Source organism: Thauera sp. K11 (assembly GCF_002354895.1).
In the GTDB taxonomy this organism is placed as follows: Bacteria; Pseudomonadota; Gammaproteobacteria; order Burkholderiales; family Rhodocyclaceae; genus Thauera; species Thauera sinica.
In genome coordinates, this window is the sequence record NZ_CP023439.1 from 4,086,517 (window position 1) to 4,110,776 (window position 24,260).

A 24,260-nucleotide genomic window follows, 5' to 3' on the forward strand; every position below is an offset into this window, starting at 1 on the left:
CCGGACAGTCTCCATTTGCGCCGTCCGTCTCCCGGATCCTGGCTGGTCCGTCTCTCGAATCCGGTCTGGTCGGTCTCCGCCTGCGCGGTCCGTCTCTCGAATCCGGTCTGGTGGCGGGGGAGGCGTTCCGCGGGCTGCGGAACTCGCCCTCGCTGCGCTCGGGGCTCGGACAGTCCTCGCCCGCTCCACGCCTCCCCCGCCACCAGACCTGCCGCATTGCGTGATCCAGGCGCCTGAAAGACCCTCGTGTGATTCTTGGTTACGTCGTACGCAGGGTGGCCGGGCCGCCAGCCGCGTCGTGTTCCGTTGCCGTCCTGGCGCCGATCCTCCCCTCACTGCTCCTTGTACGGCCCGGCCCCCAGCCCGATGGGCGCCGGCGCCGCGGCCACCAGCTTCGAGAAGATCCGCCCGAAGTCCTCCTCCCCCTCGCCCGTGCGCGTGCCCCGCAGCGGATCGTCCGCCAGGAACCCCGCCTCCGCCGCCGCCCAGTCCGCTTCCGTGAAGTGCGCGATCACCAGCGGCAGCACCTCGCGCTCCTCCAGCAGCATGTGCTCCCGGTAGAACGCCGCGTACCCCTCGAACGCCTGCGCGAAGCCCTCGAAGCCCCCGGGCTCCCCCGCCCGGTAACGCCCCAGCGCCGCCTCCAGCCCCTTGATCCGCGCCTCCGCCTCGCCGTGCTCGCGCGCGAGCCGCTCGAGTGCCGCCGCCCCCGCTCCCGTCTTCGCCTTCAGCGGACCGAACAGGTACCGGTCCTCCTTCGGGTGGTGGCGCTTCTCCGGGTAAGCGTCCAGGTAATGCACCATCGCCGCCAGCAGGCCCTGGTCCGCTTCCAGCCGCCCCGCCCCGATCTCGCCGATCAGATGCCGGATCGCGTGGATGATCGCCGCCAGCGACTGGTGTTCGTCCATCAGGATGCGCATCGCTTCCATGGCTCTCGTCCTCCTTCTGTCCTTCTCGGTTCCGTTTCTCAGGCCCGCCGGATCACGCGACGCGGCAGGGCGGGGGGTGGGGGCGGCGTGGAGTGGGCGAGCACGGTCCGAGTCCCGAGCGTGAGCGAGGTCGCGTTGCGCAGCCCGACGCAACGCCGCCTCCGCCCCCGGCCGGGCTCCCCGCACCCGCCGCTCCCGCCCCTCAGGTACTGAGCATCGCCTGGTGCTTGCCCCCAGCCCCAGGTACGCCTCGATCACCCGCGGGTCGTCCGCCAGCTGGTGCGCCGGGCCCTGCATCGCCACCTGCCCCGTCTCCAGCACGTACGCGTAGTCGGCCACCTGCAGCGCCGCCCGCGCGTTCTGCTCCACCAGCAGGATCGACACCCCCCGGCGCCTCAGCTCCGCGATGATGCGGAAGATCTCCCGCACGATCAGCGGCGCCAGCCCCAGGCTCGGTTCGTCCAGCATCAGCAGCTTCGGCCGGGCCATCAGCGCACGGCCCACCGCCAGCATCTGCCGCTCCCCGCCCGACAGCGTGCCCGCCAGCTGCGTGCGCCGCTCCTTCAGCCGCGGGAACAGCCCGTACACCTCCTCCATCGTCTGCCCGTGGTCGCGGTGCCCGCTGCGGTAGCGCTGGAAGGCGCCCAGCACCAGGTTGTCCTCGACGCTCATCTCGCCGAACAGTTCGCGCTTCTCCGGCACCAGGTTCATGCCGCGCGCCACCCGGCGCTCCACCTCGGGCACCGCTTCGACCGTGCCGTCGAAGCGCACCTCGCCCTTCGCCTCGAGCACCCCCATGATCGCCGACAGCATCGTCGTCTTGCCCGCCCCGTTGGGGCCGATCACCGTCACGATCTGACCTTCGCCCACCGTCAGCGCCGCGTTCGTGAGCGCTTCCACCTTGCCGTACGACACGCACAGCCCTTTCACTTCGAGCACCGGGGAGGTCGCGCCGGCGTTCGACGGGGTGAGCGGGGGATGGGTCTGGGTCTGGGTCTGGGCCTGCGTCTGCATCGTCATCTCCTGTCCCCTCCGCTCAGTCCACGCCGCCCAGGTAGGCTTCGAGCACCGCCGGGTGCTGCTGGATCTCGTCGGGCAGCCCTTCGGCGATCTTCTGACCGAACTCCATCACCACCACCCGATCCACCAGCCCCATCACGAAGTCCATGTCGTGCTCCACGATCAGCGTCGCCATCCCTTCGGCCCGCAGCTTTCTCAGAAGCTCCCCGAGCGCTTCCTTCTCCTTGAAGCGCAGCCCCGCCGCCGGTTCGTCCAGCAACAGCAGGCACGGGTCCGAGCACAGCGCGCGCGCGATCTCGAGGATGCGCTGCTGGCCCAGCGCCAGGCTGCCCGCTTCGTCGTACAGGTGGTCCTTCAGGCCCACGCGCTCGATCTGGTAGGCGGCTTCCTTCAGCAGCCGTGCTTCTTCGTGCCGGTCCAGCCGCCAGGCCGAGCGCAGGACGCCCTGCCGGCTGCGCAGGTGCGCGCCGATCGCCACGTTCTCGAGCACCGTCATCGTCGGCAGCAGCTTCACGTGCTGGAAGGTGCGGCTCATGCCCATCCTGGCGATCTCGCGCGAGTCGTGCCCGGCCACCGCCTTGCCCAGGAAGCGCACTTCGCCCGAGGTGGGGGTGTCCACCCCCGAGATCTGGTTGAACATCGTGCTCTTGCCCGCCCCGTTGGGGCCGATCAGCGCCAGGATCTCGCCCGCCTTCACCGTGAGGCTCATGTTGTTGTTGGCGATGAGCCCGCCGAACTTCTTCGTGACGTCCTGCGCTTCGAGGATCGGCGTGCCCGCCGCCGGCAGCGTGCGCCGCGGCAGGGGCTCGGCCGCCGCGTCGATGCGCTTGGGCACGCCCTGCACCGGCACGCATTTCTTCAGCAGCGGCCACAGGCCGTTGCGCGCGCGCTGCAGCACCAGCACCATCATGAGGCCGAACACGATCACTTCGAAGTTGCCGCTGGCCCCCAGCAGCTTGGGCAGCAGGTCCTGCAGCCATTGCTTGAGCACGGTGATCACCCCCGCGCCCACCAGCGCGCCCCACACGTGGCCCGCGCCGCCCACCACCGCCATGAAGAGGTATTCGATGCCGATGTGCAGCCCGAACGGGGTCGGATTGACGAAGCGCTGCATGTGCGCGTACAGCCAGCCCGAGGCACAGGCATGCAGCGCGGCGATCACGAAGATGATCATGCGCGAGCGCGCGGTGTCCACCCCCATCGCCTCGGCCATCACCCGCCCGCCCTTCAAGGCCCGGATGGCCCGCCCTTCGCGCGAATCCAAGAGGTTCTGCGTGGTGAGCACCGCCACCAGCACGAAGGCCCAGATGAGGTAGTAGATCTCGCCGCCTTCGTCCAGCGTCCAGCCGAACAGCGTGATCGGCGGGATGCCGGTGAGCCCGGTGTGCCCCCCGAGGCTTTCCATGGTGCCGAACAGGAAGTACAGGCTGATGCCCCAGGCGATCGTGCCCAGCGGCAGAAAGTGGCCCGACAGTTTCAGCGTGAGCGAGCCCAGGATCAGCGCGACCGCGGCGGTGAGCACCAGCCCCACGCCCAGCGCGAGCCAGGGGGAGGTGCCGGCCCAGGCGATCCAGCCGGGCAGCGTCGTCGCAGTGGTGAGCGCGGCGCTGGTGTAGGCGCCCAGCCCGACGAAGGCGGCCTGCCCGAAGCTGGTGAGCCCCCCGACGCCGGTGAGCAGCACCAGCCCGAGGGCCACCAGCGCGTACAGGCCGATGTAGTTGAGCAGCGTGACGTAGAACGGCGACAGCAGCGCCGGCACCCCCAGCAGCAGCGCCAGGAAGGCGCCCAGGATCAGACGGTCGGGCCTCATTCTTCTTCCTCCACGTGCCGGCTGGTGAGCGAGCGCCACAGCAGCACCGGGATGATCAGGGTGAAGACGATGACTTCCTTGTAGGCGCTGGCCCAGAACGAGGAGAACGCTTCGAGCAGCCCCACCGCGACCGCGCCCAGCGCGGCGATCGGGTAGCTGGCCAGTCCGCCGATGATGGCGGCCACGAACCCCTTCAGCCCGATCAGGAAGCCGGTGTCGTAGTAGATGGTGGTGAGGGGGGCGATCAGCACGCCCGACAGCGCGCCGATCAGCGCCGCCAGGAAGAAGGTGAGCTTGCCCGCCAGCGACGGCGAGATACCCATCAGCCGCGCCCCCACCCGGTTGATCGCCGTGGCGCGCAGGGCCTTGCCGTACAGCGTGCGCTCGAAGAACTGGTACAGCCCGACGATGAGCACCAGCGAGGCCACGATCACCCACAGCGTCTGCCCCGACACCAAGAGCGGCCCCACTTCGAGGCTGGCGTCGCTGAAGGCCGGGGTGCGCTGGCCTTCGGCACCGAAGAACAGCAGCCCCAGCCCGACCATGGCCACGTGCACCGCCACCGAGACGATCAGCAGGATCAGCACCGGCGCCGAGGCGATGGGCTGGTAGACGAGCCGGTACATGAAGGGGCCCATCGGCACCACCACCGCCAGCGCCAGCCCCACCTGCACCGCCAGCGGCAGGGACGGGACCGGCAGCACCGCCAGCAGGCCCGCCAGCGCCAGCGGGCCGGCGAGGTTCCAGCCCAGCACCGCCGCCAGCCGGCGCCCCTGCCCGGCCTTGAGCGCCGCCGCGCCGTCGAGCACCGCCACCGCCGCGCCCAGCGCCACCAACAGCCACACCGTGGCCGGCACCGACCCCGACTGCATCATCGCCAGCGTCAGCGCCCCGTACGCCACGAATTCCCCCTGCTGGATGCAGATCACCCGCGTCACCGCGAACACCAGCACCAGCGCCAAGGCCAGCAGCGCGTAGATCGCTCCGTTCGTCAGCCCGTCCTGGGCCAGCATCAGCGCTATCGTCAGATCCATCGATTGCCCCATCGCGGCGCGCGGCCGGCCCGGCCGGGCGCCGCTCGATCAAGTATGCACCGTCCGCAAGACGGGGGCGGCCGGTTGCGGGCCGCCCGTGCGGGATGATTACTTCAGCAGCGACCAGTTGCCGTTGCGGATCTCGATCATCACCCGCGAACGCTGGTCGAGGCCGAGGTGGTCGGTGGGGCTCATCGAATAGATCCCGGTCGCACCCGCGGCTTCCTTGATCTGCTCGAGCCCGTCGCGCAGCGCGGCGCGGAACTCGGGCGTGCCCGGCTTGCCCTTCTTCAGCGCGCCGGGAACGGCCGCGTCCAGCAGCACGCCGGCGTCCCAGGCGTAGGCGCCGAAGCTCGAGACCGTGCCCTTGCCGTAAGTGGCCTCGTACTTCTCGACGTAGGCCAGCGAGCTTTTCTTGACCGGGTTGCTGTCGGGCAGGCTGCGCGCCATCTGCACCGGGCCGACCGGCAGCAGCGTGCCTTCGCAGTCCTTGCCGCAGATGCGCAGGAAGTCGTTGTTGGCCACGCCGTGCGTCTGATAGACCACGCCCTTGTAGCCGCGCTCGCGCAGCGCCTTCTGCGGCAGCGCGGCCGGCGTGCCGGAACCGGCGATGAAGACGGCGTCGGGCTTCACCGAGATCAGCTTCAGCGCCTGGCCGGTGACCGAAGTGTCGGCCGGATTGAAGCGCTCGTTGGCGGCGATCTCGATGCCGCGCACGTCGGCGAGTTTCTTGAACTGCTCGTACCAGCCTTCGCCGTAGGCGTTGGCGAAGCCGATGAAGGCGACCTTCCCGACGTTCTTCGCGGCCATGTGCTCGATGATCGCGGTGGCCATCTGCAGGTCGTTCTGGGGAGTCTTGAACACCCACTTCTTCTTGTCGTCCATCGGCTCGACGATGCGGGCGGATGCCGCCATCGAGATCATCGGCGTCTGCGCCTCGGCGACGACGTCGATCATCGCCAGCGAGGCGGGGCTGGTGGTGGAGCCGATCACCACGTCCACCTTGTTCTCGGCCACGAGCTTGCGCGCGTTCTTGACCGCGGTCGTGGTGTCGGAGGCATCGTCGAGCACGATGTAGTTCACCTTCTCGCCGCCGATGGTCTGGGGCAGCAGGGAGATGGTGTTCTTTTCCGGGATGCCCAGCGAAGCGGCCGGGCCGGTTGCCGAGAGCACGACACCGACGTTGATGTCCGCGCGGGCGGCTGTAGCGGCAAAGGCCAGGCCGAGGGCGGCCATCAGGGTGTTACGCAGCTTCATGGTTTCTCCTCCATGGGTTTTGGCGACGGGCCGCGCATCGGTGGCGACGGCGGACCATTATTCTGAATCGCGTAATAAGTTCTGCGTATTAGAAATGAGACAAAAGAACTCGTCAAGCGAAAAAGTTGTATCGCAACGAGGCATCAGGCGGTGTCGGCCGATGCGCCCAGCCGCAGCGACAGTTCGTGGGTGGCGCGGCGCAGTTCGTCCAGGGTCGGGCTGCCGGGGGTCAGGTCCATCGAGCCTTCGACGCCGACCAGCGCGATCGACATCGTGATCTCGTTCTTGAAGTTGAAGACCGGCGCGGCGGCGGCCTCGACGCCGCGGGCGAAGTAGCCGCGGGACAGGATGGCCGCCCCCTGCTCCCTCACCTCCGCGAGCACTGCGCGGGCCTGCGCGAGGCTGGCCACGCCCGGCGCCTTGCCGGCCTCGATCTCCTTGAGCAGCAGGGCCTCGGTCTGCCGTTCGGGCAGCCAGGCGGCGAACACGCGCCCCGCGGCAGAGGACAGCAGCGACAGGCTGGTGCCGGTCACGACGTTGACCGTGATCGGGCGGCGCGGACGCTCCCAGCGCACCACCACCGGGCCGTCGTCGCTCCATACGGCGAGCGAGGTCGTCTCGTTGGTGACGTCGCGCAGGTCGGTGATGGCGGCAAGCCCCAGCCGGATGCGGTCGATGCGGTCCAGTGCGACCAGGCCCAGGTTGAGCGCGAACGGCCCGAGGTCGTAGCGGGAAGTCAGCCTGTCCTGCTCGACGAGCCCGCTGCGGATCAGGCTGACGAGGTAGCGGTGCGCCTTGGAGGGCGGCATGCTGGCGGCGATGGCGATGTCCTTCAGCATCATCGAGCGCTTGCCGGCCGCCATCGCCCGCAGGATGGCCATGCCCACCTCGAGCGACTGCACTCCGTGTTTGCCTTCCAGTTCTTCGCTCATGCCCGGCCTTTCCGACGTGATTACAAAATAAAGAAAACGTTTCTTTACGTGTAACACAACTCGCAGGCGAGAAGAACCGCCGCGCAGCCCTTCTCCATCTGCCCGACCGGCGCCGCACGGCGCGGCCGCGCCGCCGGAACGGTCAGAGCGGCTGCAGCAGCGGGTCGACGTCGCGGAAGCGCTCGAACAGCAACGGCGCGGCCTCCGGCGTGCGCCCGTCGGCCAACTGGAAATGGGCGTCCAGGTGACGCTCGGATGGCGCCAGCAGCCGGCGATACAGCTCCCTGCACAACAGGCGCGCCTTCTGGCCCGGCCATTCGGCGGGCAGCAGCGCGTCGGGCAGTTCCGGGTCGCGCAGCAGCAGGCGGCGGTAGTCGTGGATCAGCAGCGTGCGCACGAGGAAGGCGCTCTCGTCGTCCACGTCGCCCGCGCTGTCGCGCAGTTGCTGCAGGATGGGCTGGTAGCGCCCGACGAAGTCGGCGTACATGCCGGCGAGGCGCTCGAGGTTCCAGGCGCGGCGGACCATTTCGGCATCGCTCGCCGCGGTGCCCAGCGTCGCGTCGGCGGCCAGCAGCGGCTTGAGCCGCGGCAGGACGTCGGCCAGCCCCTCGGCGACCAGCGCATCGAACGCCGCGATCAGCTCCGCGCTGGGATGGACGAAGCAGTCCGCGCCCAGCGCACCGAATCCCTGCCAGAACAGGGCCTGGCGCAGCCGCTCCCGCTCCCTGCCGCCCAGTTCGCCGACGACGACGATCAGGCGCCACCGGCGGTCCCATTGCGGCGTGCTGGAGGCGTAGATGTGGCGGGAGGCATCCTCGAACCGCTGCTGGCCCGATGGCGTCAGCAGGTAGTCGGTGCGGCGGCCGACGGGCTCGCTGCCCAGCCATTCGTCCTTGGCGAGGCGGAACACCGACGTGCGGACGAGCCGCTCGTTCAGGCCCAGCGGGCCGAGCAGCCGGATGAGGCTGCCGAGCCAGATGCGGCTGCCGCGCGGCACGACCGCGTCGCCGAAGACCGAGATGATCAGCGAGCCCGCCTGCACGCGGTCGAGCTGGCGGAACTCGTCGAGACGTTTGTGGATGGGAGTGGACACCGGATTTGCGAACGGGACTTGACTTGCGGTGAGCGAGTCTATCGATTCGCCGGTGTGCCGGATAGCGTCGGCGCTGCGTCGGACGGCGGAATGGGCGGTCGACATGGTGGTGGATGGACGGGTTCTGCAGGCGTAAAAAGAAAGCTGGATGGCCGCCGCTTTCCGGCGGCCTGCCGACCGGGAAGGAGGGACACGAAGCATGTTCACCGGGACGATGCCGGAACGGCCCGGACCATCCCGCCCCCGGGCGGCGGCATCGCTCCAGCCGAACGGCCGGGAGACGCCGGACCCGCGCCAACGGCTCTGGCGGAACGGCCATTTAATGATACACAAACATATAAATATTTCTAGTTTTTGGTATCGAAATACACCCGAATCAGAAGTAAGCAAGACGCCATGAAAAATGACGATCGGCAAAAAATGGCGGCCCATACTCTTTCAATTTTATGTTTTTAAAAGTTTTTCTTTTCTGGTAACCGATTCCTCATTACAGAAATACGCCCCATGGCGGCCAACAGATTGGATACCATGCATTGACATCCATCAAATCCATTCGTATCGTTTACACCCATAACCCCAACGGAGAGAGACGAATGACTCATCCCCTGTTCGAAAAACACCGCGCCACCCTCGAGAGCGCCCTTAACGCCATCTCCACGCGCGGATATTGGTCTCCCTTCCCCGAGATGCCGAGCCCCAGGCTGTATGGCGAGACGGCGCCGGAGGAAGGCAAGCGGGCCTTCGAGGCCCATCTCGGCAAGCACTTCGAACTGGGTCAGCCGGGCCAGACCGGCTGGCACGGGGGTGAAGCCTCTCCCTACGGCGTGGCGCTGGACGTCGGCTATCCGGTGTGCGAGCCGGACGCGCTGATCGCCGCCGGCCTCGAGGCCATGAAGGGCTGGCAGGCGATGGGCACCGACGGCCGCACCGGCATCTGCCTGGAGATCCTGGAGCGGCTGAACAGGCAGAGCTTCGAGATCGCGCATGCGGTCATGATGACCACCGGACAGGGCTGGATGATGGCCTTCCAGGCCGGCGGCCCGCACGCGCAGGACCGCGGCCTCGAGGCCGTCGCCTACGCCTGGCGCGAGCAGGGCTTCGTGCCGGCCGAGGCGGCGTGGGAAAAGCCGCAGGGCAAGAACCCGCCGCTGGCCATGAAGAAGCACTTCCAGATCGTCGGCCGCGGCATCGGCCTGGTGATCGGCTGCGGCACCTTCCCGACCTGGAACACCTATCCGGGCCTGTTCGCGGCGCTGTCCACCGGCAACGCGGTGATCGTCAAGCCGCACAGCAACGCCATCCTGCCGGCGGCCATCACCGTGCGCACGATCCGCGCGGTGCTCGCCGAGAACGGCATCGACCCCGACCTGGTGAGCCTGTGCGTGGCCGCCAAGCGCGCCACCACCCAGGCGCTCGCCACCCACCCGGCGGTGAAGTCGATCGACTTCACCGGCGGCAACGTGTTCGGCCAGTGGCTGATCGACAACTGCCGCCAGGCCCAGGTCTATGCCGAGCTGGCCGGCGTCAACAACATCGTCATCGACTCCACCGACGCCTACAAGGCGATGCTGGGCAACCTCGCCTTCACGCTGTCGCTGTATTCCGGCCAGATGTGCACCACCTCGCAGGCCATCTTCGTGCCGGCCGGCGGCATCGAGACCGACGACGGCCACAAGAGCTACGACGAGTTCTGCGCCGATCTGGCCAAGGCCATCGAGCGCTTCCTGTCCAAGCCCGAGGTGGCGCATGCCGTGCTGGGCGCGATCCAGTCCGCCGACACCGCCGAGCGCATCGGCGTGGCCGACAGCGGCGCGCTGGGCAAGGTCGTACTGGCCTCCACCGCCCTCGAGAACCCCGAGTTCCCCGGCGCCAAGGTGCGCACGCCGGTGCTGCTGGCCTGCGACGCGGCCGACGAAAAAGCCTACATGGAAGAGCGCTTCGGCCCCATCAGCTTCATCGTCAAGGTGGCCGACACCGCCGCGGCGATCGCGCTGTCCGAGCGCGTGGTCGGCACCCACGGCGCGCTGACCGTCGGCGTGTATTCGACGAAGCAGGACGTGATCGACGCCATGACCGAGGCCACCTGGCGCAGCAAGGTCGCGCTGTCCATCAACCTCACCGGCGGCGTGTTCGTGAACCAGTCCGCGGCCTTCTCCGACTACCACGGCACCGGCGGCAACCCGGCGGCCAACGCCTCGTATGCGGATTCGGCCTTCGTCGCCAACCGCTTCCGCGTCGTCCAGCGCCGCTACCACGTCTGAGGAGCGGACCATGGAATACAGGAACATCCTCTTTTCGGTGGATGCGGGCATCGCCCGGCTGACGCTGAACCGCCCGGACAAGCTCAACAGCTTCACCGGCGAGATGCACGCCGAACTGCGCGACGCGCTCGATGCCGTCCAGGCCGACAAGTCGGTGCGCGTGCTGGTGCTGACCGGCGCCGGCCGCGCCTTCTGCGCCGGCCAGGACCTGGCCGACCCCGACATGGCGACGCAGCCCGGCGGCCGCATGCCGGACATCGGCAACATCGTCGAGAAGAACTACAAGCCGCTGGTGCTGCGCCTGCAGAACCTGCGCGTGCCCACCATCGCGGCGGTCAACGGCATCGCCGCCGGCGCCGGCGCCAGCGTGGCGCTGGCCTGCGACCTGGTGCTGGCCGCCCGCTCCGCCTCCTTCCTGCAGGCTTTCAGCAAGATCGGCCTGGTTCCGGACACCGGCGGCACCTGGTTCCTGCCGCAGCGCGTCGGCATGGCCCGCGCGCTGGGGCTGGCCATGCTGGCCGACAAGCTGCCCGCCGACAAGGCCGCCGACTGGGGCCTGATCTGGGCCGCCTACGACGACGCCGAGTTCGCTGCCAGGGTGGATGCGACGGCCGCGCAGCTCGCCGCCATGCCGACCAAGGCGCTGGTGCGCACCCGCCAGGCCATGCATGCCGCGCCGGGCCACACCCTGGAGCAACAGCTTTCCTTCGAAGGCGGCTTCATGCGCGAGCTGGGCTGGAGCCCGGACTACGCCGAGGGCGTCGCCGCCTTCATGGAAAAGCGCGCGCCGAAGTTCACCGGGGAATGAGCGTGACGCATACCGTGACGAATCCCCAGACCGCCACGCCTCCCGCCGCCGCGCTCGACGCCTCGGCCATCGTCGCGGTGGTCGGCACCGGTGCCATGGGCGCCGGCATCGCCCAGGTGGCCGCCGCCGCCGGCCACGTCGTCAAGCTGCTGGACAACCGGCCCGGCGCCGCCGCCAAGGCGATCGACGGCATCCGCGGCCAGTTCGGCAAGCTCGCCGACAAGGGCAGGATGAGCGCCGACGCCGCCCGCGCGGCCGGCGAGCGCCTGATCGCCGTGGAGCGCTTGACCGACCTCGCCGACGCCGCGCTGGTCGTCGAGGCCATCGTCGAGAGCCTGGAAGCCAAGCAGACGCTGTACCGCGACCTGGAAGGCATCGTCGGCGACGGCTGCCTGTTCGGCACCAACACCTCGTCGATCTCGGTGACCTCCATCGGCTCGGCGCTCCGGCGCCCCGGGCGCCTGGCCGGCCTGCACTTCTTCAACCCCGCGCCGCTGATGGCGCTGGTCGAGATCGTGTCCGGCCTGGCCACCGACGAGGCGGTGGCCGACACGCTGTTCGCCACCGCCGCCGCGTGGGGCAAGACGCCGGTGCATGCGCGCTCGACGCCAGGCTTCATCGTCAACCGCGTGGCCCGGCCCTACTACGCCGAGGCGCTGCGCGTCCTCAACGAAGGCGGCGGCGACTGCGCCACGCTGGACGCGATCATGCGCGACGCCGGCGGCTTTCGCATGGGGCCGTTCGAGCTGATGGACATGATCGGCCACGACGTGAACTTCGCCGTGACCCGCTCGGTGTGGAACGCCTTCTACAACGATCCGCGCTTCACCCCCTCGCTGATCCAGCAGGAACTGGTCGATGCGGGCTTTCACGGCCGCAAGAGCGGACGTGGCTTCTACGCCTACGGCGAAGGCGCCGAGCGGCCGGAGCCGAAGATCGCCGTCGCGCAGAACGCGCCCGAAGCGATCGTGCTGCACGGCCATTCCGCCGCGGCGCATGCGCTCGCCGACCGCCTGCACGAGCGCGGCATCGCCTACGCCTGGGGCGAGGCCGCCGACGGCCGCATCGCCGAGGCGGGCGGCGCGGTGGTCTTCGTCACCGACGGCCGCACCGCCACCCAGCGCGCGGCCGACACCGGCATCGCCAACGTGGTGCTGATCGACCTCGCGCTCGACTACGCCACCGCCACCCGCATCGCGGTGGGCGCGGCGATCAACTGCTGGGCGCCGGCGGTGGGCGCGGCCATCGGCCTGCTGCAGGCCGCGGGCTTCGCGGTGTGCCGCCTCGGCGACACACCGGGCCTGGCGGTGATGCGCACCGTCGCCATGCTCGCCAACGAGGCCGCCGACGCGGTGCACCAGGGCGTGTGCGACGCGGCCGGCGCCGACTCGGCGATGCGCCTGGGCGTCAATTACCCGCGCGGGCCGCTGGCCTGGGCCGACAACGTCGGCCTGCCGGCGATCTGCACCGTCCTCTCCAACCTCGCCCGGTTCTACGGTGAAGACCGTTACCGGGTGTCGCCGCTGATCCAGCAGCGCGTCTTTGCCGGAAAGAAGATCCATGACTGACAAGCACATCACCCCCGAAGAAGCCCAGGCGCTGGCCGAGGCCGTCGCCGACGCGATGTGGTCGCGCGACCGCGCCGCCCAGGCGCTCGGCATGCGCATCGACAGCGTCGGCCCCGGCCGCGCCACGCTGAGCATGCCGGTGCGCGGCGACATGGTGAATGGCCACCACATCTGCCACGGCGGCCTCATCTTCACGCTCGCCGACACCGCCTTCGCCTACGCCTGCAACGCCTACAACCGCAACACCGTCGCCTCGGGCTGCAACATCGACTTCGTCGCACCCGGCAAGGAAGGCGACACGCTGCAGGCGGAGGCCGTCGAGCGCTCGCTGTCGGGCCGCACCGGCGTGTATGACATCACCGTGCGCGACGGCGCCGGCAAGACCGTCGCCCTGTTCCGGGGCAAAAGCTATCGCATCGCCGGCGAGGTGATCGCCGGCCTCGCCGCGGAACAGGCCTGACCGGCAATCAAAACAGAGAGAGGAAAGAGGAGAAGACCATGCCCGTGAAGAGCCCCCAGCCCGGCGATCTCGAGCCGATCGAAACCGCCAGCCGCGACGAGATTTCGGCCCTCCAGTTGCGGCGCCTGCAGTGGTCGGTGCGCCACACCTACGACAACGTCGAGCCCTACCGCAAGCGCTGCCAGGAAAAGGGCGTGCATCCGGACGACCTGAAATCGCTGGAAGACCTCGCCAGCTTCCCCTTCATGACGAAGACGGACCTGCGCGACAACTACCCCTTCGGCCTCTTCGCCGTGCCGCGCGGCAAGATCCTGCGCCTGCACGCCTCGAGCGGCACCACCGGCAAGCCGGTGGTGGTCGGCTACACCAGGAACGACCTCGACAACTGGGCCGACGTCGTCGCGCGCTCGCTGCGCGCCGCCGGCGTGCGCGCCGGCGACATGGTGCACAATTCCTACGGCTACGGCATGTTCACCGGCGGCCTGGGCGCCCACTACGGCATCGAGCGCGCCGGCTGCACCACGGTGCCGATGTCCGGCGGCCAGACCGAGAAGCAGGTCCAGCAGATCATGGACTTCCGCCCCGACGCGATCATGGTCACGCCGTCGTACTCGCTGGTGATCGCCGAGGAGTTCGAGCGCCTGAACATCAAGCCCGAAGAGATCTCGCTGAAGGTCGGCATCTTCGGCGCCGAGCCGTGGGGCGAGGGCATGCGCGCCGAGATCGAGCGCAAGCTGGGCATCGACGCCATCGACATCTACGGCCTCACCGAGGTGATGGGCCCGGGCGTGGCCAGCGAATGCATCGAGACCAAGGACGGCCCGGTGATCTGGGAAGACCATTTCTACCCCGAGATCATCGACCCCGACACCGGCGAGGTGCTGCCCGACGGCGAGGAAGGCGAACTGGTGTTCACCTCGCTGACCAAGGAAGCCTTCCCCGTCATCCGCTACCGCACGCGCGACCTCACCCGCCTGCTGCCGCCCACCGCGCGCGCCTTCCGCCGCATCGGCAAGATCACCGGCCGCTCGGACGACATGCTGATCGTGCGCGGCGTGAACGTGTTCCCGACCCAGATCGAGGAGCAGATCCTGCGCGACAAGCGCCTGTCGGGCAACTACCAGATCGTGCTGACGCGGGACGGCCACCTCGACAACGTCGAGATCCGCTGCGAAGTGCAGCGCGAACTGTCGGGCAAGCTCAGCCGCAACGAGACCGAATCGATCGCCCGCGAGCTGCAGCACCACATCAAGACCATCATCGGCATCAGCACCAGGGTGAACGTGATGGAGTTCGAAAGCATCCCGCGCACGCTGACCGGCAAGGCCCGCCGCGTCATCGACCAGCGCCCGAAGCAACTGTGAGGAGCCGGCGATGACCCAAGCCTACATCTGCGACGCCATCCGCACCCCCATCGGCCGCTACGCCGGCACCCTGGCGGCGGTGCGCGCCGACGACCTCGGCGCCGTTCCGCTCAAGGCCCTGATGGCGCGCAACCCGCAGGTCGACTGGACGGCGGTGGAAGACATCATCTACGGCTGCGCCAACCAGGCCGGCGAGGACAACCGCAACGTCGCGCGCATGTCGGGCCTGCTCGCCGGCCTGCCCGTCGAGGTGCCCGGCACCACGGTGAACCGGCTGTGCGGCTCCGGCATGGATGCGGTGGGCCTCGCGGCGCGCTCGATCAAGGCCGGCGAGACCGAGCTGATGATCGCCGGCGGCGTGGAGAGCATGTCGCGTGCGCCCTTCGTGATGGGCAAGGCGGAGACGGCCTTCTCGCGCAGCGCCGCGATCCACGACACCACCATCGGCTGGCGCTTCGTCAATCCGCTGATGAAGAAGCTGTACGACACGCACTCGATGCCGCAGACCGCGGACAACGTCGCCGAGGAGTTCCAGATCGCGCGCGCCGACCAGGACGCCTTCGCGCTGCGCTCGCAGCAGCGCTGGGCCGCCGCCCACGCCGCCGGCCGGTTCGGGGACGAACTGGTGCCGGTGGAGATCCCGCGCAAGAAAGGCGACCCGATCCTGTTCGACACCGACGAGCATCCGCGCCCCGACACCACGCTGGAAATGCTGGCCAGGCTGAAGGGCGTGAACGGCCCCGAACTCACGGTGACCGCCGGCAACGCCTCCGGCGTGAACGACGGCGCCTGCGCCCTGCTGCTGGCGTCCGAGGCCGCCGCGGCGCGCCACGGCCTGACGCCGCGCGCCCGCGTGGTGGCGATGGCCACCGCCGGCGTGGCGCCGCGCATCATGGGCTTCGGCCCGGCGCCGGCGGTGCGCAAGGTGCTGGCCAAGGCCGGCCTGACGCTGGACCGGATGGACGTGATCGAACTCAACGAGGCTTTCGCCGCGCAGGCGCTCGCCGTGCTGCGCGACCTCGGCCTGGCCGACGACGAGGCCCGCGTCAACCCGAACGGCGGCGCCATCGCCATGGGCCACCCGCTGGGCATGAGCGGCGCGCGCCTGGTCACCACGGCGGCCTACGAGCTGCAGCGCCGCAACGGCCGCTACGCGCTGTGCACGATGTGCATCGGCGTCGGCCAGGGCATCGCGCTGATCATCGAGCGCGTCTGACGCAGGGAAGAACGGAGGAGACCCGTGGCGCCGGCGAAGGGCAGGACACGCCCCTCGCCGGCACGCCCGGGAACAGGATCACGATGACATACGAAACCCTGGAAATCGAACGCAAGGGGGCGGTGGCGACGATCTGGATGAACCGTCCGGACGTGTTCAACGCCTTCAACGAACGGCTCATCGCCGACCTCGGCGCCGCCTGCCGCGCGCTGGATGCCGACGCCACCGCGCGCATCGTCGTGCTGGCCGGGCGCGGCCGCCATTTCTCGGCCGGCGCCGACCTCAACTGGATGCAGCGCGCCTCCGGCTACGGCGAGGCGGAGAACCTCGCCGACGCGCGCAGCTTCGCCGGCATGCTGCAGGCGCTGTCCGGCATGTCCAAGCCGACGATCGCGCGCGTGCAGGGCGCGGCGCTGGGCGGCGGCACCGGGCTGGCGGCGGCGTGCGACATGGTGGTGGCGTCCGACGACGCGCAGTTTTCGACGTCGGAAGTGCGCTTCGGGATCATCCCGGCGGTGATCAGCCCCTACGTGCTGCGCGCCATCGGCCCGCGCCACGCGCTGCGCTACTTCCAGACCGGCGAGAAGTTCCGCGCCGACCAGGCCAGGGCGATCGGCCTCGTCAGCGAGGTGGTGTCGCGGGACGAGCTGGACGCCGGCGTCGCCGCGCTGGTCGAGCCGCTGCTGGCCGGCGGCCCGCTGGCGCAGCAGGCCGCCAAGCAGTTGATCGCGGCGGTCTGCGGCCGGCCGATCGACGCCGCAGTGGCCGAGGAGACGGCCACCCGCATCGCCCGCCAGCGCGCCACCGGCGAGGCGAAGGAAGGCATCGCCGCCTTCCTGCAGAAGCGCCCGCCGGCCTGGCAGGGCTGAGTCCCGCGGCCGAACGGCGCAGTTAGCGAGCAAGTCGAACCACACGAGTGTTGAGTTCCGCCCCGGCATCCGCCGGGCCGGTATTTGCGAGGAGGGAGCAGATGTATACCCAGGCAATGGACATCCCGGACGAATCCGGGAAAAAGCTGGCCGTCGTGCCCGGCGCCGCGAGCGGGCAGGAAGCCGCGTTCGAGGCCCGCATCGACGCCGACGGCCGCATCGAGCCGCAGGACTGGATGCCGGACGCGTACCGCAAGACGCTGGTGCGCCAGATCAGCCAGCACGCCCACAGCGAGATCGTCGGCATGCTGCCGGAAGGCAACTGGATCTCCCGCGCGCCCAGCCTCAAGCGCAAGGCGATCCTGATCGCCAAGGTGCAGGACGAGGGCGGCCACGGCCTCTACCTGTATTCCGCCGCCGAGACGCTCGGCACCGGCCGCGACGAACTGCTGGACGCGCTGCACGCCGGCAAGGCCAAGTACAGCTCCATCTTCAACTACCCGACGCTGAACTGGGCCGACGTCGGCGTGATCGGCTGGCTGGTCGACGGCGCCGCGATCATGAACCAGATCCCGCTGTGCCGCTGCTCCTACGGCCCCTACGCGCGCGCCATGATCCGCGTCTGCAAGGAGGAATCCTTCCACCAGCGCCAAGGCTACGAAGCCCTGCTGGTGATGATGAAGGGCACCGACGGGCAGCGCGCGATGGTGCAGGACGCGGTCGACCGCTGGTGGTGGAAGTGCCTGGCGATGTTCGGGCCGCCGGACGCCGACAGCCCGCACAGCGCGCAGGGCATGCGCTGGGGCATCAAGCGCATCAGCAACGACGAACTGCGCCAGAAGTTCATCGACGCCACCGTGCCGCAGGCCAAGGTGCTGGGCGTGACCCTGCCCGACCCCGACCTGAAGTGGAACGAGGAACGCGGCCACCACGACCACGGCCAGATCGACTGGCAGGAATTCTGGAACACCGTCGAAGGCAACGGCCCGTGCAACAAGGAACGCCTGGCGACCCGGGTGAAGGCCCACGACGACGGCCAGTGGGTCCGCGACGCGGCCCTGGCCCACGCCCGCAAGCAAAAAGAACGCGCAACCAAGGAGGCAGCATGAACACCCCCGCACTGAAGGACTGGCCGCTCTGGGAAGTCTTCGTCCGCAGCAAGCAAGGTCTGGAGCACAAGCACTGTGGCAGCCTGCATGCCGCCGACGCGGCGCAGGCGCTGCACATGGCGCGCGACGTCTATACCCGCCGCCAGGAAGGCGTGAGCATCTGGGTGGTGCCCTCGTCGGCGATCACCGCCAGCAACCCGGACGACAAGGGCGAACTGTTCGACCCGGCCGCCGACAAGATCTACCGCCATCCGACCTTCTACGAAATCCCTGAAGAAGTGGGGCACATGTGATGAAGGCGCCCGTCGAATACCTGCTGCACCTGGCCGACAACGCCGTCGTGCTCGGCCAGCGCGACGCCGAGTGGTGCGGCCACGGCCCCATCCTCGAGGAAGACCTCGCGCTCGCCAACGTCAGCCTCGACCTCATCGGCCAGGCCCGCCTGCTGTACCAGCTTGCCGCCACCCGCATGGGCGGCGACGCCACCGAGGACAGGCTGGCCTACTTCCGCGGCGACACCGAGTTCCGCAACTACACGCTGCTCGAACTGCCCAACCACGGCGCGCTGGTCGGCTACGCCGCCGCCGACCGCGACTACGCCACCACCATCGTGCGCAACTTCCTGTACGGCGCGCTGATGGTGCTGCTGTGGGAAGCGCTGGAGAAGTCCGCCGACGCCGACCTCGCCGCGATCGCCGCCAAGTCGCTGAAGGAAGCGCGCTACCACCTGCACCACGCCGCCGACTGGGTGGTGCGCTTCGGCGACGGCACCGACGAATCGCACGCCCGCGCGCAGGCGGCGCTCGACCACCTGTTCCCGTACACCGAGGAGTTCTGGACGCCGAGCGCGGCCGAGGACGCCGCGGTGGCCTCCGGGGCGGCGGTGGACCTGCGCACGCTGCGCGCCGCCTGGGATGCGCTGGTGGCCGACACGCTGGCCGAGGCCACGCTGGTGCGCCCGCAGGTGCGCGGCTACGTGCCCGAGGGCAAGCATGGCCGCCACTCCGAGCACCTGGGCTACCTGCTCGGCGAGATGCAGGGCCTGGCGCGCGCCCATCCCGGCGCCACCTGGTAAGGGCAGCGGCCATGAGCAGCACCGTCGACAAGGCCTGGGCGACGCTCGAGCAACTGACCGATCCCGAGATCCCGGTGGTGACCCTGCGCGAGCTGGGCATCCTGCGCGACGTGCGCGAGACCGCGGAGGGGATCGAGGTCGTCATCACGCCGACCTACAGCGGCTGCCCGGCGATGGGCCAGATCGAGGACGACGTGCGTGCAAGCCTGGAACGGGCCGGCATCGCGGCGCGGGTGGTGACCCGGCTCGCGCCGGCCTGGACCACCGACTGGATGAGCGACGAGGCCAAGGAAAAGCTGCGCGAGTACGGCATCGCGCCGCCGCACCACACGCCGAAGGACGTCAGCGTCGTGAAGTTCGTGCGGCGCGCCGCCCCCGCCGAGCCGGTCGCCTGTCCGCTCTGCGGTTCGACGCACACCGTCGTCACCTCCCAGTTCGGCTCCACGGCCTGCAAGGCGCTGTACAAGTGCCTGCACTGCCAGGAGCCCTTCGACTACTTCAAGCCCTATTGAGGGCCGGAGACAAAACGACATGTCAGCACCCCGTTTTCAAGCACTCTCCGTCAAGCGCGTGAACCCCGAAGCGGCCGGCGCGGTGGCGATCACGTTCAACATCCCCGAGGCCGAGCGCGAACGCTTCGCCTTCGAGCCGGGCCAGTTCCTGACCCTGCGCGCCACCATCGACGGCCAGGAGGTGCGCCGCAACTACTCGATCAGCAGCCCGCGCAGCCGCCTCGCCAGGAACGGCGAGGTGGAGATCGGCATCCGTCCGGTCGAGGGCGGCCTGTTCTCCAACTGGGCGGCGCACTCGATCAAGGCCGGCGACGTCGTCCAGGTGATGCCGCCGGACGGCCGCTTCGTAGTGAAGAAGAAGCGCGCCATCCACCGCGTAGGCTTCGCCGCCGGCTCCGGCATCACGCCCATCCTGTCGATCGCCGCGAGCACGCTGGAAGAGCAGCCCGAGTCGAAATTCACGCTGATCTACGGCAACCGCCGCATGTCCACCGTGATGTTCAACGAAGCGCTGCAGGACCTGAAGGACCGCTACCGCGACCGCCTGACGATGATCCACGTCCTGTCGCGCCAGGCGCAGGAGGTCGACCTGCTGCAGGGCCGCATCGACGGCGGCAAGGTACGCGCGATCATCGACGCGCTGCTGCCGGTGGGCAGCATGGACGAGGTCTTCATCTGTGGCCCGGACGCGATGATCTCCGCCACCGAGGCCGCGCTGCAGGAGGCCGGCGTGCCGGCCGACCGCATCCGCACCGAGCGCTTCACGGTGAACCTGCCCGCCGGCGCCAAACCGGTCGGCGCCTCGAGCACGGCGGAAGCGGCGGCCAGCGCGGCAAAGGACATCCGGATGACGCTGGTGCTCGACGGCAAGGAGCACGAGATCGCGCTCGGCCCCGACGACCACGTGCTCGACGCCGCGCTGGATGCCGGCCTCGACCTGCCCTATTCCTGCAAGGCCGGCGTGTGCTGCACCTGCCGCGCCAAGGTGCTGGACGGCGAGGTGGTGATGGACAAGAACTTCACCCTGGAAGCCGCCGACGTGGAGCAGGGCTTCGTGCTGAGCTGCCAGGCGCGCGCCACCACCAGGCACCTGCGGGTGAGCTTCGACGAGCGCTGATCCCGCCCGTCCGGCGAAGTGGCCCCGGCCACTGCGATGCGCGGCCGCTTCGTCGGCCGCGTTTTTTCGTCCGCCCTGCGCCGCGCACGCAGGACGGGCCGCTGATACAGGTCAATGAGCGCGCGGGCGTCCCTGCATAGACTCCCGGCACCCCCAATGCGATCGCCCAAGGCCGCCATGCTCGACGCCCACTACCTCGGCTCCCTGTTCGAACCGGCCTCCGTCGCGGTGGTCGGCGCCTCCGAAGAGGCGCAGTCGGTCGGCCGCGTGCTCTTCAAGAACCTGGTCGACGCCGGCTACCGCGGCCCGGTGCACGCGGTCAATCCGAAGCACGAGACGGTGCTGGGCAGGAAGTGCTACCGCTCGGTGGAAGACATCGGCCGCCGCGCGGACCTGGCGATCATCGCCACGCCGGCGCGCACGCTGCATGCCATCGTCGAACAGTGCGGACGGGCCGGCGTGCGCAACGCGGTGATCGTCACCGCGCTGGGCCCCGGCGACGGCGCCCTGGAGCGGCGCATGCTGGAGACCGCCCGCGCCGCCGGGATGCGCCTGCTCGGGCCGGGCAGCCTGGGCATCCTGCGCCCGGAAGCCGGCCTCAATGCCGCACTGACGAAGATCGCGGCGGCGAGCGGCGAACTGGCGCTGGTGTCGCAGTCGGGCGCGATGTGTTCGGTGGTGCTCGACTGGGCGGCGACGCACCAGATCGGCTTTTCGTCGGTGATCTCGCTCAGTTCGGAAATGGACGTGGATTTCGGCGAAACGCTCGACTACCTCGTCCACGACGAGCGCACCCGCTACATCCTGCTGTACGTCGACCGCATCCGCAACGCGCGCCGCTTCATGAGCGCGCTGCGCTCGGCGGCGCGCATCAAGCCCATCATCCTGCTCAAGACCGGCCGCCACGCCCCCTCCGGAACGCCGGTCGGCGAAGTCTCGCTCGCCGACGCGGTGTTCGACGCGGCGATGCGCCGCGCCGGCGTGGTGCGGGTGCAGAACGTCGGCCAGTTGTTCTTCGCCGCGCGCGCGCTGGCCTCGGGCTTCCGCCCCGGGGTGGAGCAACTGGCCATCGTCACCAACGGCGCCGGGCCCGGCGCGATCGCCGCCGACCGCGCCGGCGACCTCGGCACGCCGCTGGCGGAACTGTCGCCCCAGGTCCAGGCCGCGCTGGCGAAACTGAAGCCGGGCGGCGGGCGCGCCGGCAATCCGCTCGACCTCGGCGGCGACGCGCCGCCGGAGCGCTACCGCGACGCCCTCCTCGCCTTCGCCGACGATGCCGCGATCCGCAACGTGCTGGTGATCCTGTCGCCGCACGCGCTGACCGACCCGGTCGAGATCGCCCAGGCCATCGCCGACGTGGCAAGGAGCGCGAACCTGAGCATCTGCTGCTGCTGGATGGGCGGCGGCCAGGTGGCGCAGGCGCGCACCCTGCTCGACCGCGCCGGCATCCCGGTGTTCCACGCGCCGGAAACCGCGGTGGAACTCTTCCACAACATCTCCAAGTTCTACCGCCACCAGGCCCTGCTGCTGCAGACCGCCGGCCAGACGGCAGAGGCCGGGCGCAGCGGCCCGGGCGGCGCCCGCATGCTGGTCGAGGCGCTGCTCAACCAGCGCCGCAACGTGCTGTCGGCCATGGAATCGAAGGCGCTGCTGCGCAGCTTCGGCGTGCCGGTCACGCAGACCATGGTGGCGCGCGACGTCACCGAGGCGCTGTTCGTCGCCGAGCAGGTCGGCTTTCCGGTGGTGATGAAGATCGATTCGCCCGACCTCGCGCACAAGTCCGAAGCTGGCGGCGTGCGCCTGAACCTCACCGCGACCGAATCGGTATGGAGCGCCTTCCACGACATCGTCGGCGGCGTGCGCCTGCGCCACCCGGAGGCGCGCATCAGCGGCGTGTCGATCGAACCCTACCTGCACCGGCCGCACGGGCGCGAGCTGCGGCTGGCCGTGTTCCGCGACCCGGTCTTCGGCCCGGTCATCAACCTGGGCGCCGGCGGCGCGGCGGCCGGACACACCGGCGACCGCGCCTACGCCCTGCCGCCGCTCAACGCGGTGCTGGCGCGCGACCTCATCGACGCACCCCAGGTCGCGCAGTTGCTGGACCGCTTCCACGCCCTGCCCACGGTCGACCGCGGCGCGCTGGAGCGCGTGCTGGTGGCCGTGTCCGACCTGGCATGCGAACTGCCGTGGGTATGCGAACTGGTGATCGACCCGCTGATCGCCGACGAGGACGGCGCAATCGTCGCCGACGCCCGCATCGTCATCGACCAGGGCGTTCCGGCCGGCAGCGACCGCTACGCCCACATGGCCATCCACCCCTACCCTGGACACCTGGTCCGGGACTGGAAGATGTCCGACGGCCGCATCGTGCGTGCGCGGCCGGTGCGCCCGGAAGACGCCGCGCTGGTGCAAGCCTTCTTCGACCGGCTCAGCCCCGAAACGCGCTATTTCCGCTTCATGGAACGCATCGACGAACTGCCGCCCGGCATGATCGCCCGCTTCACCCAGATCGACTACGACCGCGAGATGGCCCTGGTCGCCACCACCCGCGCCGGCGACGCCGAGACCATGATAGGCAGCACGCGCTACTCGCTGGCGCCGGACGGCGAATCGGTGGAATTCGCCCTGGTGGTGGCCGACGACTGGCAGCGCTTCGGCCTCGGCCGCCGCCTGATGGGCGCCCTGATCGACTGCGCCCGCGCCAAGGGCTACCGCAACATCGTCGGCGACGTGCTCGGCCACAACCCCAAGATGCTGCGGCTGATGCAGGGGCTGGGTTTCGAGGTGCAGCCGCATCCGGAGGAGAACACGCTGAAGCGGGTGGTCAAGGCGCTGCACGGCTAGCGTTCCGGCGGCATGACGCGGATCACGATCGCCGAAACGGCACTCCGCCGTCCATGCACCGGTTCTCGCGGTACGCGTACGGGCGATGCGCCCGTTTCGGCGCAACCCGTCCGTCTCAATCCGCCCCTTCGTCGAGCAACTGCACTTTCGACGGCCAGTGCCGGCTACTCCACCGTCGTAGTCATCGAAGCCAGGGCGTCTACGTTCCGAATCACCAGGGTGCGTTTTTCAAAGCGGATCAACTGCCGCCGGGCAAAGGCATTCAGCGCCCGGTTGATCGTCTGGCGGCTGGCCCCGACCATGTAGCCCAGCTCCTGATGGGTGAATTGCTTGCGGAAGATGATTTCCTCTCCATCCCAGCTGCCGAAATTCCGTGACAGGCGCAGCAAACCGCGGGCCAGGCGGATATCCGTCGTGCTCGCCGTCTTTTCGATGACCGCATCGCACGCCAGGCGCAGGCGCGCACCCATCAGGGTGATGACGTTGATGCCGAGTTGCGGGTAGCGGTGGATCATGTCCTCGAAGTCCTCCCGCTTCAGCGAATGGATGACCGAATGATCCAGCGCCTGCCCGAATACGGACTGCCTTGCGCAGCCGGAGATCCCGCCGGCGCCGAATATCTCTCCGTCGATGCAGAGCCAGAAAACCGTTTCGCTTCCCTGGGCGGACAGATTGAATATCCTGACCAGACCTTTTTCCAGAAAGAAAACCTGATTGGCCGGATCGTCCGCGCGAAAGATCGTGGCGCCTTTCCTGAATATCTGCCGATGGGACTTGCCCAGCACGGCATGGCGCGCCTGGTCATCCATCTTTTCGAACAGATAGGTACCTTCCCAGTACCAGGGTATTTCACCTTTGTTCTGCATGGGGCCTCCAATTCTGCGGCGCCGGCAGGCGTTCCGCATACCGGAGTCACCATGTGCGCCCGCCCTTCATATAGTCGCAACGGCACATGCGACCAACCGAATTAATGGAATAAGAA

The 24,260-nt window shown here is 69.3% G+C and carries 20 protein-coding genes and 1 pseudogene; 13 read left to right on the plus strand and 8 right to left on the minus strand.

Annotated features, from left to right (window positions below; genetic code table 11):
* Positions 1–332: 332 nt before the first annotated feature.
* From CCZ27_RS24045 to paaX, 7 genes and pseudogenes are all read right to left on the minus strand, one after another.
* Positions 333–929 (minus strand): hemerythrin domain-containing protein, encoded by a 597-nt coding sequence (locus tag CCZ27_RS24045; RefSeq protein ID WP_096450456.1) that lies wholly within the window; start codon positions 927–929, stop codon positions 333–335.
* A gap of 202 nt (positions 930–1,131) precedes the next feature.
* A pseudogene (locus CCZ27_RS24050) lies at positions 1,132–1,949 on the minus strand (ABC transporter ATP-binding protein).
* Between the two features lie 16 nt (positions 1,950–1,965).
* On the minus strand, positions 1,966–3,759 hold the full coding sequence (locus tag CCZ27_RS17870; protein WP_096450458.1) for a branched-chain amino acid ABC transporter ATP-binding protein/permease: 1,794 nt from the start codon (positions 3,757–3,759) through the stop codon (positions 1,966–1,968).
* The gene (locus CCZ27_RS17875; protein ID WP_096450460.1) at positions 3,756–4,793 is read right to left on the minus strand and encodes a branched-chain amino acid ABC transporter permease; all 1,038 of its coding nucleotides are present in this window, start codon (positions 4,791–4,793) and stop codon (positions 3,756–3,758) included. Before CCZ27_RS17875 ends, CCZ27_RS17870 begins: the two co-directional genes overlap by 4 nt.
* A gap of 108 nt (positions 4,794–4,901) precedes the next feature.
* Entirely contained in the window at positions 4,902–6,050 is a 1,149-nt protein-coding gene (locus CCZ27_RS17880) for an ABC transporter substrate-binding protein (protein ID WP_096450462.1), read from the minus strand.
* 143 nt (positions 6,051–6,193) lie between these two features.
* Positions 6,194–6,982 carry an IclR family transcriptional regulator gene (locus CCZ27_RS17885; RefSeq protein WP_096450464.1) on the minus strand — a complete coding sequence of 263 codons (789 nt, stop codon included), beginning with the start codon at positions 6,980–6,982 and terminating at the stop codon, positions 6,194–6,196.
* 142 nt (positions 6,983–7,124) lie between these two features.
* Positions 7,125–8,075 (minus strand): phenylacetic acid degradation operon negative regulatory protein PaaX, encoded by a 951-nt coding sequence (gene paaX / locus CCZ27_RS17890; RefSeq protein ID WP_232516458.1) that lies wholly within the window; start codon positions 8,073–8,075, stop codon positions 7,125–7,127.
* Between the two features lie 593 nt (positions 8,076–8,668).
* Here paaX and paaN point away from each other — a divergent pair.
* From paaN to CCZ27_RS17955, 13 genes are all read left to right on the plus strand, one after another.
* Entirely contained in the window at positions 8,669–10,336 is a 1,668-nt protein-coding gene (paaN, locus tag CCZ27_RS17895; RefSeq protein ID WP_096450466.1) for a phenylacetic acid degradation protein PaaN, read from the plus strand.
* A 10-nt stretch (positions 10,337–10,346) separates the two neighbouring features.
* Positions 10,347–11,144, plus strand: coding sequence for a 2-(1,2-epoxy-1,2-dihydrophenyl)acetyl-CoA isomerase PaaG (gene paaG / locus CCZ27_RS17900; protein WP_096450468.1), 798 nt, complete (start codon positions 10,347–10,349; stop codon positions 11,142–11,144).
* Positions 11,141–12,712 carry a 3-hydroxyacyl-CoA dehydrogenase PaaH gene (paaH, locus tag CCZ27_RS17905; protein ID WP_096450470.1) on the plus strand — a complete coding sequence of 524 codons (1,572 nt, stop codon included), beginning with the start codon at positions 11,141–11,143 and terminating at the stop codon, positions 12,710–12,712. The genes paaG and paaH overlap by 4 nt, the downstream gene beginning before the upstream one ends.
* Complete coding sequence (gene paaI / locus CCZ27_RS17910) at positions 12,705–13,172, plus strand: hydroxyphenylacetyl-CoA thioesterase PaaI (RefSeq protein ID WP_096450472.1); 468 nt, start codon at positions 12,705–12,707, stop codon at positions 13,170–13,172. Before paaH ends, paaI begins: the two co-directional genes overlap by 8 nt.
* Positions 13,173–13,210: 38 nt before the next feature.
* Positions 13,211–14,536 (plus strand): phenylacetate--CoA ligase PaaK, encoded by a 1,326-nt coding sequence (gene paaK / locus CCZ27_RS17915; RefSeq protein WP_096450475.1) that lies wholly within the window; start codon positions 13,211–13,213, stop codon positions 14,534–14,536.
* A 10-nt stretch (positions 14,537–14,546) separates the two neighbouring features.
* A complete protein-coding gene (gene pcaF / locus CCZ27_RS17920) occupies positions 14,547–15,752 on the plus strand; it encodes a 3-oxoadipyl-CoA thiolase (protein ID WP_096450477.1) in 1,206 nt (401 codons plus the stop codon).
* An 83-nt stretch (positions 15,753–15,835) separates the two neighbouring features.
* Positions 15,836–16,621 carry an enoyl-CoA hydratase/isomerase family protein gene (locus CCZ27_RS17925; RefSeq protein ID WP_096450479.1) on the plus strand — a complete coding sequence of 262 codons (786 nt, stop codon included), beginning with the start codon at positions 15,836–15,838 and terminating at the stop codon, positions 16,619–16,621.
* A gap of 101 nt (positions 16,622–16,722) precedes the next feature.
* The gene (gene paaA / locus CCZ27_RS17930; protein WP_096450481.1) at positions 16,723–17,730 is read left to right on the plus strand and encodes a 1,2-phenylacetyl-CoA epoxidase subunit PaaA; all 1,008 of its coding nucleotides are present in this window, start codon (positions 16,723–16,725) and stop codon (positions 17,728–17,730) included.
* Positions 17,727–18,023 (plus strand): 1,2-phenylacetyl-CoA epoxidase subunit PaaB, encoded by a 297-nt coding sequence (gene paaB / locus CCZ27_RS17935; protein WP_096450483.1) that lies wholly within the window; start codon positions 17,727–17,729, stop codon positions 18,021–18,023. The genes paaA and paaB overlap by 4 nt, the downstream gene beginning before the upstream one ends.
* The gene (paaC, locus tag CCZ27_RS17940; protein WP_198363171.1) at positions 18,023–18,805 is read left to right on the plus strand and encodes a 1,2-phenylacetyl-CoA epoxidase subunit PaaC; all 783 of its coding nucleotides are present in this window, start codon (positions 18,023–18,025) and stop codon (positions 18,803–18,805) included. Before paaB ends, paaC begins: the two co-directional genes overlap by 1 nt.
* Positions 18,806–18,816: 11 nt before the next feature.
* On the plus strand, positions 18,817–19,317 hold the full coding sequence (gene paaD / locus CCZ27_RS17945; RefSeq protein WP_096450487.1) for a 1,2-phenylacetyl-CoA epoxidase subunit PaaD: 501 nt from the start codon (positions 18,817–18,819) through the stop codon (positions 19,315–19,317).
* Between the two features lie 19 nt (positions 19,318–19,336).
* Positions 19,337–20,434, plus strand: a complete 1,098-nt coding sequence (paaE, locus tag CCZ27_RS17950; RefSeq protein WP_096450489.1) for a 1,2-phenylacetyl-CoA epoxidase subunit PaaE — start codon at positions 19,337–19,339, stop codon at positions 20,432–20,434.
* A gap of 177 nt (positions 20,435–20,611) precedes the next feature.
* Complete coding sequence (locus tag CCZ27_RS17955) at positions 20,612–23,278, plus strand: bifunctional acetate--CoA ligase family protein/GNAT family N-acetyltransferase (RefSeq protein ID WP_096450491.1); 2,667 nt, start codon at positions 20,612–20,614, stop codon at positions 23,276–23,278.
* Positions 23,279–23,442: 164 nt separating this feature from the next.
* Here CCZ27_RS17955 and CCZ27_RS17960 read toward each other — a convergent pair whose 3' ends face one another.
* Complete coding sequence (locus CCZ27_RS17960; RefSeq protein WP_198363172.1) at positions 23,443–24,144, minus strand: Crp/Fnr family transcriptional regulator; 702 nt, start codon at positions 24,142–24,144, stop codon at positions 23,443–23,445.
* Positions 24,145–24,260 lie beyond the last annotated feature (116 nt).